Origin of the sequence: Alkalihalobacillus bogoriensis ATCC BAA-922 (assembly GCF_000621445.1) — a bacterium.
GTDB classification, from domain to species: domain Bacteria; phylum Bacillota; class Bacilli; order Bacillales; family Bacillaceae_F; genus Bacillus_AO; species Bacillus_AO bogoriense.
Map to the genome: position 1 here is coordinate 207,489 of NZ_JHYI01000006.1, position 12,259 is coordinate 219,747.

Annotated in this window: 10 protein-coding genes and 1 other annotated feature (1 of these 11 running past the window's edge); of the genes, 3 read left to right on the plus strand and 7 right to left on the minus strand. The window is 36.0% G+C overall.

The features are described from left to right. Positions 1 to 148: 148 nt before the first annotated feature. The 4 genes from T323_RS0101040 to ezrA form a co-directional block, all read right to left on the minus strand. The gene (locus T323_RS0101040; RefSeq protein WP_026671631.1) at positions 149 to 358 is read right to left on the minus strand and encodes an alpha/beta-type small acid-soluble spore protein; all 210 of its coding nucleotides are present in this window, start codon (positions 356 to 358) and stop codon (positions 149 to 151) included. A 430-nt stretch (positions 359 to 788) separates the two neighbouring features. Beyond that, positions 789 to 1,994 carry a tRNA uracil 4-sulfurtransferase ThiI gene (gene thiI / locus T323_RS0101045; protein WP_026671632.1) on the minus strand — a complete coding sequence of 402 codons (1,206 nt, stop codon included), beginning with the start codon at positions 1,992 to 1,994 and terminating at the stop codon, positions 789 to 791. Between the two features lie 5 nt (positions 1,995 to 1,999). Beyond that, positions 2,000 to 3,142, minus strand: a complete 1,143-nt coding sequence (locus tag T323_RS0101050) for a cysteine desulfurase family protein (RefSeq protein ID WP_026671633.1) — start codon at positions 3,140 to 3,142, stop codon at positions 2,000 to 2,002. 123 nt (positions 3,143 to 3,265) lie between these two features. Next, on the minus strand, positions 3,266 to 4,978 hold the full coding sequence (ezrA, locus tag T323_RS0101055) for a septation ring formation regulator EzrA (protein ID WP_026671634.1): 1,713 nt from the start codon (positions 4,976 to 4,978) through the stop codon (positions 3,266 to 3,268). A gap of 212 nt (positions 4,979 to 5,190) precedes the next feature. On the opposite strand from ezrA, the gene hisJ reads away from it, so the two are divergent. After that, on the plus strand, positions 5,191 to 6,000 hold the full coding sequence (gene hisJ, locus T323_RS25580; RefSeq protein WP_051556283.1) for a histidinol-phosphatase HisJ: 810 nt from the start codon (positions 5,191 to 5,193) through the stop codon (positions 5,998 to 6,000). A gap of 13 nt (positions 6,001 to 6,013) precedes the next feature. Here hisJ and refZ read toward each other — a convergent pair whose 3' ends face one another. Further along, positions 6,014 to 6,649 (minus strand): forespore capture DNA-binding protein RefZ, encoded by a 636-nt coding sequence (gene refZ / locus T323_RS25585; RefSeq protein ID WP_035177188.1) that lies wholly within the window; start codon positions 6,647 to 6,649, stop codon positions 6,014 to 6,016. 171 nt (positions 6,650 to 6,820) lie between these two features. Here refZ and msrC point away from each other — a divergent pair, with 171 nt between their 5' ends. After that, a complete protein-coding gene (msrC, locus tag T323_RS0101070; protein ID WP_026671635.1) occupies positions 6,821 to 7,300 on the plus strand; it encodes a free L-methionine (R)-S-oxide reductase MsrC in 480 nt (159 codons plus the stop codon). Positions 7,301 to 7,392: 92 nt separating this feature from the next. Here the strand turns inward: msrC and T323_RS29345 are convergent, their stop codons facing one another. After that, positions 7,393 to 9,657: a diguanylate cyclase domain-containing protein gene (locus tag T323_RS29345; protein WP_245613666.1), complete on the minus strand. Its 2,265-nt coding sequence runs from the start codon at positions 9,655 to 9,657 to the stop codon at positions 7,393 to 7,395. 425 nt (positions 9,658 to 10,082) lie between these two features. Here T323_RS29345 and rpsD point away from each other — a divergent pair, with 425 nt between their 5' ends. Further along, entirely contained in the window at positions 10,083 to 10,685 is a 603-nt protein-coding gene (gene rpsD, locus T323_RS0101085; RefSeq protein ID WP_026671638.1) for a 30S ribosomal protein S4, read from the plus strand. Positions 10,686 to 10,805: 120 nt separating this feature from the next. Here the strand turns inward: rpsD and tyrS are convergent, their stop codons facing one another. Further along, entirely contained in the window at positions 10,806 to 12,065 is a 1,260-nt protein-coding gene (gene tyrS, locus T323_RS0101090) for a tyrosine--tRNA ligase (protein ID WP_026671639.1), read from the minus strand. Positions 12,066 to 12,117: 52 nt separating this feature from the next. Next, positions 12,118 to 12,259, minus strand: a binding site (T-box leader); it runs 62 nt beyond the window's last position.

Consider the following 12,259-nt stretch of genomic DNA (forward strand, 5'->3'; position numbering starts at 1 on the left):
TCAAATAGCGGAACGTAAGTCCGTTAAGATTTAAAATAGCTTAATTTCCTAAATATCAGAATACATGTCCGTTAAGGAGCGAGGCACATAAAAAAGAAAGGATAATGGAATAAACCATTACCCTTTCAGCCATTATATTTAATGTTCATTATTGTTGTTGAAAACCACCCATTTGTTGTTCAGCCATTTGGACTAAACGTTTAGTGATTTCTCCACCTACAGAACCGTTTGCACGAGATGTTGCATCAGCTCCAAGTTGAACACCAAACTCTTGAGCGATTTCATATTTCATTTGGTCTAAAGCTTGTTGTACTCCAGGTACTAATAGTTGGTTTGAGTTGCTGTTGTTGTTTGCCATGTCTCTCACCTCCTTTGTTACCTATAGACTGTGTCGATAGGACAAGTTTCATGCAAAAAAAAGAATGGTAATTGTTTCTTCTTACCTATAACCCTTGTCCTATAAGGGCATAAAGAGGAAAGAATAAGCTTTCCATACTTCACTGCTATACCAAAATTTTTTACTCAAGCAACCCAAAAGGAAATTACGCCTTTTGGGTCTGGGCTCCGCTCGCTGCGCGTTGAACCGAAAAACGCGGTTCAACTTAATACCTTGCAGCGGCTCCCGCCCTGAAAAACAAGCAACCCAAAAGGAAATTACCCCTTTTGGGTCTGGGCTCCGCTCGCTGCGCGTTGAACCGAAAAACGCGGTTCAACTTAATACCTTGCAGCGGCTCCCGCCCTGAAAAACAAGTAACCCAAAAGGAAATTGCCCCTTTTGGGTTACTTGTTTAAAATAATTCTTCGATTTCTTTGTTTTCTTGTTGGGGTTGGGCTGTGACTTTTATCATTTCTGTATTGGCTACAGCTTCTGTTATATAGGATTGGTAATCAAAGTTTGCTTCGAATTTTTGGGCTTGTTCTCGTTTTGGTCTTGTTTTTGATTGTGGAGGGAGAAAAATTGTACAGCAATCTTCAAATGGCAAAATTGATGTTTCGTATGTGCCTATTTTTTGAGCGATGCTAATAACTTCAAGTTTATCCATTGTGACTAACGGACGGATAACTGGTAATGTTGTTACTTCGTTAATCGTGTTCATACTATGCAATGTTTGACTTGCTACTTGTCCTAAACTTTCTCCTGTCGCGATTGCCAAAGCATTTTGCTCATTAGCAATTTGCTCTGTTATTCTTAGCATCATTCTTCTCATAATTGTCATTGCATAATTACTTGGAACTTTTTCATGGATGGCTTTTTGTAAATCCGTAAACGGAACGAGATGTAAATGAATCGTTCCCCCATACTTTGTTAATATTTTTGTTAAATCTTTTACTTTTTGCTTTGCTCGCTCATTCGTAAATGGTGGACTATGAAAATGGACGGCATGAAGTTTTACGCCACGCTTCATTGCTAAATAAGCGGCTACAGGACTGTCAATCCCACCAGACAGCATAAGAGCCACTTTCCCTCCCGTTCCAACCGGAAGGCCGCCTGGTCCTTCAATCGCACCACAAGTAATATAAGTAGCCGTTTCTCTTACTTCCACTTTTACTTCCACTTCCGGATGATGCACATCTACCGTTATGTTTGAAGTGTTTTTTAGTAAATAACCCCCAACTAAATGGTTTAGCTTTTGTGAATCGACAGGGAAATTTTTAAAAGGGCGTCTTGCTGTTACTTTAAATGTTGAAACGGATCCCCTATCGTGTAATGCCCGCAGTGCCCCTTCTTGAATCGCTTCAAGTGTATTTTCCACTTTAACCGCTAAGCTGAAAGATTGAATGCCAAACACATGCTGAAGTCGGTCAACAATGGGCTCTACTTGCTCTCCATGTAATTCGATAATCATTCGACCAAACGTACGTTCAATTTTCAGCATCGGAAATGGTTTTAATACTTGCTTAATATTATCTCGTAAAACTTTTTCAAAATGGGTTCGGTTTTTTCCTTTTAACGATAACTCACCATACCGAATTAATATATGATCATAATTCATAACATCTACCTCATCACTTCTAATAATTCAGGAATTAATTTTTCTAATTCTGTTAAAAAAACATTCACTTCTTCCTCTGTGTTTTCAAAAGAGAAGCTAACGCGTATACCACTTTCTGCAATTTCTTGACTTAACCCCATTTCTAATAGGATACGACTTGGACTCGCCAATTTTGAAGAACATGCTGATTTTGTTGATACATAAATCTGCTTTTCCGATAAGGATTGGATCAATACTTCAGGTTTGATACCTGGTACAGAGAAATTCACAATATGAGGTGCACTCTTTTCTTCACTATTATTAATATGGACACCTTTAATCGCCATTAGTCTTTGCACAACGATATCTTTTAGCTTAATAAGAGATGAGATTCCTTCAACCTTCTTTTCCATTGATAATCGCAATGCTTTTGCTAATGCAGCGGCTCCAGCAATATTTTCTGTTCCAGCCCGAAATTTCCCTTCTTGGACACCTCCAGAAAATAGAGGGGATAAAGCAACGCCTTTGCGAACATATAAAACACCCGTTCCATTTGGGGCATGAAATTTATGACCAGAAACTGTGAGTAAATCAACTCCCGCTTCTTTTATCGAAAGCGGTACTTTCGTTATACCTTGAACATGGTCAACGTGAAAAAACACTTTTGGGTATTGTTTGAGTACTGCTCCAATTGCTTCGATTGGTTGAATTGCCCCTGTTTCATTATTAACATGAATAAGTGAGACAAGAATCGTGTCTTGGCGAATCGCTGCTTTTACTTGTTCAGGAGAAACCATCCCATTTTTATTGACTGGAAGATACGTAATGTCATATCCAATCTTTTCTAACGATTGGAATGTCTCATACACAGACGCATGTTCAATTGTCGAAGTAATAATATGTTTCCCTCGATTTAAATGTTCAAGCGCAATTCCTTTAATGGCCAAATTATTCCCTTCTGTCCCTCCAGAAGTAAAGATAATTTCTTTGGACTCGACTTGAAATAAAGAAGCCACAACTTCTCTTGATTTCGTTAAAATTTGTTCCGCTTCTAATCCTAACCGATGCAGGGAGGAAGGATTGCCAAAATATTTTTCGGAAACTTTGCTATATGTGTCAAGTGCTTCACTATATGGTTTTGTCGTCGCACTATTATCAAAGTAAATCATAACTTTCCCCTTCTCCTTTTACAGTACCACATTTACCTACATCATGTAATGTTAGCATAAATTACGAAAGGCAACAAAGAAATATTCCCACAAAAAAGCTAAAAAATGACATAGAGTCACCTTTTAGCTTTGAATTAATACTTTTTCTTCTTTGTCTAGAAAGTGTTGCACTTTTTCCATTACATTTGGTTCAAAACGCATAATTGCTTCCTTTGCGATTTCAATCGCCTCTTCATAATAATAACTCCGAAATGCATCTTCCGCTTCGATTAACTGTGCCTTGAGGACCTCAGATTTACTTCTATACCGGTTTCCATACTGAATGAGACGTTCAGCAAGATAAGCATTATTGATTGTTTCTTTCACCATTTCATTCAAATGTGAAATTTGCTCGGTAACTTCTGCTACTTTAACATTTACAACATGCATTTCAATCGGGATTTCTTCTACTTTCAATAAAGCAGCATACAAGTTTTTTTCAGAAGTTTGGAGTTCTTCAAGCAATTGAAGGGGTAAGCCTGGGACATTGCTTTTTTGAATCAGTCTTTTTCCTTCTAATATTTTCTGCTTTAGTTCTCTAAGTGCTTGTTTTGCTTTTAATTCATCTTTTCTAAGTGTAGTTAAATGAAGTTGACTTTCATCAATACTTTCATTTAGTTGTATTAGTTTTTGTTCTGTTTCTTTTAGTTGTAGTAAAAGCACAGAAAACGGCTTTAGTAACAAGGACTCCTCAACCGTTTGTATGTTCGTGACTACATTTCCTAAGCGCTCAGACAGTTCTTCATGTGTTTTTGCTTCTGCTGCTTCGATTCGATAACTTTGTTTTACAACAGCTAGTTCTTCATCATGAACGGCTAGTTTTTCTTTTGTTTCCAAAACCAATTGACTAACGCTAGTCAACTTTGTTTCCACTTGTTGTTTCGCTTGTACTTCCGCTTCCATTTTTTCATAAATACTTTCCACTGACTTATTAATTTCTTCTACTTCGTTTGGTATTTCTTCTACTTGTAACTGTTGAATTTTCAATAGTTGTTCCTGACATTTTACTGTCATTTCTTCAATTTGAGCTTCGAATCCAAATTCCTCTAATGGATAACCCGATTGTTCCATCTCTATAATTCCATTTCTTAATTCTTCTAAATCAGTTGGAATCGTTTGAGTTAGTTCCTCTAAATATTTTGGAATGTCAACTAACATCTTGTGAACAAATTCTAATTCTACTTTTGTATCTTGTAAAATTTGTCTTGCATTAATGTAATTGCCTTGTTTAGTAGCTTCATCAAATGCCTCTAATGATTGTTCCAACTTATCTACTCGTTCTTGAAGAATGTCTGTCGCTTGTCCAAACGAGCTACGATGGATCGAAAAATAACGTTTCACATCAATAAATTGTTCTTTCGTCTCTGTGATCTCACTTCGATTTTGCTCTTCACTCGTAATTAACAATTGTATATCTTTCATCATCAATTCTAATTGAGTTTCAATATCTGTTAAATCTTGACGAAGTTGTTGTAAAATGAACTTCGCTTTTTTAAAACGATACTTGTTTGCATGCTCTTCAGCATCGAACAAGCCTTCTTCAATATCAGGAAGGACATTGCCTACAACATGGTCCCAATCATTGCGCCATTGCTCAAACTTTTCCTCTGTTTCCCCTGACATAATTAAACCTTTAACTTTGGAAATTTCCTCTGTAACTGGTTTATTTAATATTTTTATTTTCCACGCTTCAATGCGGTCTACTTCTGCATATATTTTTCTCCTTGAAAGTGCACCATACACAACAAATATAATGATGACAGCAATAACACTATATATAATATACGAATAATTCATTTGAGGTCTCTCCCCTTCTAGCATCCGTGCTCAGGTTTCAATATGTATGTTCATCGGTTTTTCCGATGTAGTTTTTTGTCGAATAAACCCTAGAATACTACTAACCCTTTAAAAATTTGACCTATTTTGTTACTATAATACCACGTAATCATGATTTATGAATCACTTTTTTTACAAAACATGTCGATATTTATGATAGAGGTGTTTTTTTCATGCATATTTATGATGGTCACATTCATTCTCCATTTTGTCCACACGGATCAAAAGACCCCTTTGAAGAGTACATCGAAGCAGCAATCGCTTTAAACTTAAGAGGGATTACATTTACAGAACACGCACCATTACCAGATTCATTTGTCGATCCGACACCATTACAAGATAGCGCGATGGCAAAAGCCGATTTACCGTTGTATATTACACAATTGCAAACATTAAAAGAAAAGTACAAAGGAGAAATCCATATAAACATCGGACTAGAAGTAGATTACATCGAAGGGTTTGAAAAGGAAACTGCCCATCTTCTTAATAAGTATGGACCATTTCTTGATGATTGCATTTTATCTGTCCACTTTTTAAAGACAAATGACAAATACCATTGTGTAGATTATAGCCCTGAGGCGTTTTCTACGATTATTTCAGAAGTAGGAAACGTGGATAAAGTGTATGAACTTTATTTCAATACGGTTTTAGCATCAGTTCATGCTGACCTTGGAATTTACAAACCTAATCGTATTGGACATCTCTCACTTGTTCATAAGTTCCAAAAAAAATTCCAACCGACAACCTCTCATCGAAAACAAATGTTAATCGTTTTAGATGCCATCAAACAAGCAACTATGTCACTTGACATCAATAGCGCAGGATTAGGTAAACCTTTATGCCAAGAACAATACCCACCTCACGATATTGTAGAGGAAGCAATAAAACGCCAAATTCCCCTTGTTTATGGCTCTGATGCACACCAAGCAAAAGCATTGGCACAAGCGCCAATGCTCTGTTATCCTTTCGAATCTTTAGCTTGACGCTGTCGAATCTTTAGCTTGACGCTAAAGATTCTTCTTTTGTTTGTCGTTCGCATAAGTATTGGTCAATCCATGTTGTTAAATATTCAATATAATGTAAAATAAAATATTCCTCATGTGGGATTAAATGATGGACTTCTCGAATATATTGAGGATGTAAAAAAGGCAATGTCACCATTCCTCGTATTTGGATAATAATAAAATCAATTGGCTGTTTTTTAAATTCTAGTCGGTCCATCCCTTTTTTTAAAATTTCATAATAAACATGTTTTTCTTTCATAAGATACGTACTCATCACTTCTCTAACTAACATTGTATCTAATGTAATTTCACGATGAACAAATCGAGCAATATCATGTTTACTTTGTTGATAATACAAGGCTTGTCGTAATGTTTCAATGAGAAGATCACGAGCACTTCCGTTCGTATTTTCATGTTCAATTGCTTTTAAATAATTTTCAAAAAAGGATGTCATTAAATACTCCAGTAACCCTTTTTTTCCACCAAAATAATAGGAGACAAGTGCGGGATTCACATCGGCACGTTCACAAATATTACGAATGGAAGTGCCACTATATCCTTGGACATTAAATAGTGATATCGCCGCTTCAATAACTTTTTGTTTCGTGCCATCTTTATCAGATTTCATGGAAATCCCCCCTTTAATATTAACCGGTATTCGTATTTCTTCTCTCAACTTAAAAACTACTTCTTTGCGAAAGTAGGTTTTCCTTTACAAACTGTTCGACAAACGAATAAAATATTTCTACAGGTTTTGCAGCTATTGTTAAAATAAATAAAGCAAAAAAGGAGAATGTTGATGTTTAACGTCGAATTATATAAAGGTCCAATCGAAGAGCAATACACACTTGTAACAAAACAACTTAAATCGTTAATTGAAGATGAACATGACCAAATTGCAAATTTAGCAAATGCTTCTGCTTTACTACACCATTTCCTAAAAGACATAAATTGGGTTGGGTTTTATTTATACAAAGAAGGAGAGTTAGTCCTCGGTCCATTTAACGGACTTCCCGCTTGTGTACGAATTCCTTTGAATCGTGGGGTTTGTGGTACAGCAGCAGCAAAACGAGAAACACTTCGAGTGGCAGATGTACATGAGTTTCCTGGTCACATTGCTTGCGATGCGGCTTCGAATTCGGAAATTGTCATTCCATTACTGAAAGATAACGAGTTAATTGGCGTATTAGATATTGATAGCCCCATAAAAAATCGTTTTTCAGAGGTAGATGAAAAATACTTAGAAGCTTTTGTTCAAGAGCTTTGCACCCATTTGTAACATATGAAAAAAAGGTGCTCATAGTATGAATACACCTTTTTAACTTGTCATCTACGAAAAGATAAAGTTGGATTCCATCCCACTTTATCTTTTTATTTTCTTATGACAACTTTATTTTTCCCGTTCATTTTCGCTTCATATAACGCTTCATCAGCAAGCTTAACTAATGAATTTAAAGAAGGTTCGCCTTCTTGTTTCCAATAAGATATCCCACATGAGACTGTAACCCTTGGACTTGTTTCACGACTAACAGCTTGTACAATACGTTCTCCCGCCATTTCAGCTGCATCTGGTTGAACATTTGGCAAGTAGACCGCGAGCTCCTCACCACCCCAGCGAGCTGCTATATCATCTTCTCTTATATTCTTTTTCATTACATTGGCTACTTGTATAATAATATCATCGCCAACTTGATGACCAAAGGTGTCATTAATCCGTTTAAAATTATCGATATCTAGTAACACAAAGCAGCCATTTGCATCTCGATTCATAGATTCTTGAACTTTTTCATCTAGATAACTTCTAGAATATAATTTCGTTAAATAATCAGTTACAACTAATTTTTCTAATTCTTCACGTAGCATCGAATTCGTAAAAGCTAAAGTAGAATGATGGATTAAAGATTGAAGCAACTTAAAGTTTTCAAACGTAAAATGGTAAGGTTTACGATGTAGTACAAGCACCATACCTTTTAGTTCACCACTTTGAATCATTGGTACGGCAAGCATTGACCGAAACATACTAAGAGAATATTGGTCATCCGCCTCCATATCACCTATAAATAATGCATCCTTTTCGCGCTTCACTTTTTCACTAATTCGCATCATCTCTGCTTGAGAACTCTCATCGAAATAATAAGAAGTACTTCCTTCTAATACGGCAAGTTCTCCATTTGGATGGAACATAATAAACCCAACTTCTTCTGCTAAAAATGATGACAATATTTGGTTTGTCATAAAATTGATAGTCTCTGTTAAGCGCAAATTTGAATTCAATTGATGAGACGTTTGATTTATTAATTGCAAATCATTAATTAAATTGCGCGACTGTTGATAAAGCTCCGCATTTTCTAGCGCATTTCCGCCAACATCTGCAAGCATTTCAACAAAATCCACTTCATGATACGGAAGAATAAACGACGCATTTGTCGTAATTTCCATAACTCCATATACCCCTTGCTTTCCTCTAAGCGGAGCATAAACGACACCATTGTTATCATCAATTTGAATTTTACCTGTTAAAAATGCATTTTCAACCATACCTGAAGATATTCCTACTCCATACTGGATTTGCTTGACAGGTAAGTTTTGTTTTACTTCCCATTCTCGTGATAACAACAATGTTACATCAAAATTAGGATACATTTCTCCAAGAGCATATATAATTTCTTCTAATATTTCGCTGACATCCATAGAAGAATGAAATTTTTTCGTTACACTCAAAAGCAATTGGCGACGTTTTTGTTCTATTTCTTTTATTTCATTTAGCCATGCATGATGAAGTAATACTGCTACATCATGTATAAAGGCAATAAAATTAGTAATATGCTCTTGCGGTGGTGAATGGTCATGAAAACATAACAAAATAAGTCCATAAAGCTCACCTTGATGATGTAAAGGAATACACACAAAAGAAGCAAATTGATGTTCGGCTTCAAACACATCTTCATGACGATATGTTTTTTCAGTTACGATCTGATATTGTTCTATTTTCTCTTTTTTAATAACATACGTGTGATCTGTTGAACGATATTCTTTTGTTGATGAAAAGATAGGGACAAATAGTTTATCATTTTCTAGTTGATAAAAGAGAAGCTCCCATTTTTGATCACCAAATAAACCTTCTGCCGCTTGTTTTATTGATTGTTGTAGTCTAGAAAACTCCATTGTAAAATTCGCTCGTTGTAATAATGAAACAACATGTTTATATTGTTGAATTTCTTTACTCTCTTCGTGATTATGGCTTATTTCTTTGGCAGCTAGCTGAACAGATTGTTTAATCCCAGTCAATAATAAACGTAATTCTCTTTCCGTTACCTTGCATTTATTTGCTAAAACCCCCACATAGAGGTTTTCCCTAGCTATAGAAACTGATACAACTGTTACAATATCCTCTTTATCATAATAAATCGGATGTTGTTTCTCTATGACTGTCGGTAACATTATTGATAATTGATGATGAGTCGCAGCTTGATGGAAACCTATTTCTTTTTTTGATAGGATTTTCCCCTCTTCATTGCATACAAATATCAAAATCGGAGTATTCAACTCTTCTCTTATACCCGATTCTTCTTGCAGGGCAACATGAAGCAACTTTGAAAAATCTATTTTATTTTCAGTTATTATACGGTCCTTCATGTTATCCACCACCATGTATAACCTCATCTTCGTTTTATATGTATACTCGAATTAATTACTCGAACGTTACTTTACTACATGTACGTACAAATAAGATTGTTTTAACTTTGGGAATACTTGCCTCATAATTATACTTGAATCCCATTCGATTTACTACAATGAACTTTAAACAATCTGACAAGGTATTCTCTTGACATTCTAGACTTAAAATTATATAATTGCCTTTGTGTAAAAAGACAGCCACTGCAAAGCTTGGTTTTGTTCTCTTTTTCATTTTGTTCCTCATTTTTCATCATAAATCTGAGGTGTATCGCGTAACTTCCTGCTGTCGAAGCGAAGGTACAAGAATGCAAAATGACTTTATCAAGAGATTGCATTACGGTTGTTATTTTGCTCAAAACAAAATAACAAAGGAGGAGTCATTCATGGCTCGATATACTGGTCCATCATGGAAATTATCACGTCGCTTAGGAATTTCTTTAAGCGGAACAGGAAAAGAATTAGAAAAGCGTCCATACGCTCCAGGACAACATGGTCCTAACCAACGTAAAAAAATCTCTGAGTACGGTACTCAATTACAAGAAAAGCAAAAGCTTCGTCATATGTTCGGAGTAAACGAGCGTCAATTCCGTCGTATCTTTAATGATGCTGGAAAAATGCCAGGGATTCATGGGGAAAACTTCATGATTCTATTAGAATCTCGTCTTGATAACCTTGTTTACCGTTTAGGTTTAGCTCGCACTCGTCGTGCTGCTCGTCAGTTAGTAAACCATGGACATATTACAGTTGATGGAGGACGTGTAGATATTCCGTCTTACCGCGTAAAACCAGGACAAACAATTTCTGTTCGTGAGAAGTCAAGAAACCTTGATATCGTTAAAGAAGCAGTTGAATCAAACGATTTCGTACCAGGTTATCTTACTTTTAACGCAGATTCTCTTGAAGGAACATACACTCGTTTCCCAGAGCGTTCTGAGTTACCAGCTGAAATTACTGAAGCATTAATCGTCGAGTTCTACTCACGTTAATCTAAAGAAAAACCTCTTTGCTCAATGCAAAGAGGTTTTTTTAAAAGATAAAAAAATTTGGGTGTAGCAGTGAAGCTTTGTAAGCTTATTCTTAAAAGAAAAGACGCTCCCGCGGTTTTCTTACCATTTAATTAAAAAGTACTTTTTCTTTCCGCGTCGGATAATTGTAAATTGGTTGTCGATTTTATCTTCTGCTGACACGACTTTTTCTAAGTCTGTACAACGGTCCCCATTTATATAGACGGCACCATTTTGAATATCTTCACGCCCCTGGCGCTTCGATGGAGAAATTTTCGCTGCGATTAATAAATCTAACAAAGAGATTTCCTCATCACCACATTCGTACGATGGTACATCTTTAAATCCTTGTTGTATCTCCTCAGCAGATAAAGAAGAAATCGCTCCACTAAACAACGCTTCTGAAATCCGAATCGCTTGGTGTAACGCTTCCTCTCCATGAACAATTTTTGTTACCTCCTCTGCTAGCTTTTTATGGGCTACACGTTTTTCAGGTGCAGTTTCCATTTCTTTCTCTAGTTCTTCAATTTCTTCTTTCGATAAGAAAGTAAAGTATTTAATAAATTTAATGACATCACGGTCATCCGTATTAATTAAAAACTGATAAAACTCATAAGGTGTTGTTTTTGCTGCATCTAACCAAATGGCACCACCTTCTGTTTTTCCAAACTTTGTTCCGTCACTTTTAGTGACAAGTGGAATAGTAAAACCGAATGCTTTCGCTTTTTCATCTTCTGTTGCTCTTCTAATCAATTCTAATCCAGCCGTGATGTTTCCCCATTGGTCACTTCCCCCAATTTGAAGGCGACAATTTTCTTTTTCATATAATGTTAAGAAATCATAAGACTGTAAAATCATATAACTAAATTCCGTAAAGGAAATACCTGATTGAATTCTAGATTCAACAGAGTCTTTTGCAAGCATGTAGTTTAGTCCGAAATGTTTTCCAACATCTCGTAAAAATGGAATCACACTTAGAGAGCCGATCCATTCAAAATTATTTACCGTTTTCGCCGCATTTTCTCCTTCAAAGTCAAGAAACTGCTCGAGCTGTCCTTTAATGCGATCGCTCCATTGTTGAACAATATCGGTTGTATTCAATGTTCTTTCTGCTTTTTTTCCACTTGGATCTCCGATTAAACCTGTTGCCCCACCTACTAAAGCAAGTGGTTTATGGCCTGCCATCTGGAACCTGCGCAATGTTAAAATTGTTAGAAGATGACCGATGTGAAGACTATCTCCTGTTGGGTCAAAACCACAATATAATGTAATATTTCCTTTTTCTAATTGCTCAGTTAAGCCTTGTTCATCTGTTACTTGATTTACTAATCCACGATATTGTAAATCTTCCAATAATGTCATAAGTTTCTTTCCTCCTAAATATATTTGTGTACAAATAAAAAAACGCCATTCAAATAGGGACGAGATTTACACTCGCGGTACCACCCTAATTGAAGACGTTTATCTTCCACTCATACTGATAACGGTTATCCCGCCTTTGATCACCAAAGGAAGCTCCAGGTTGTATTTCACACTACATATTTGTACTAGTTCTC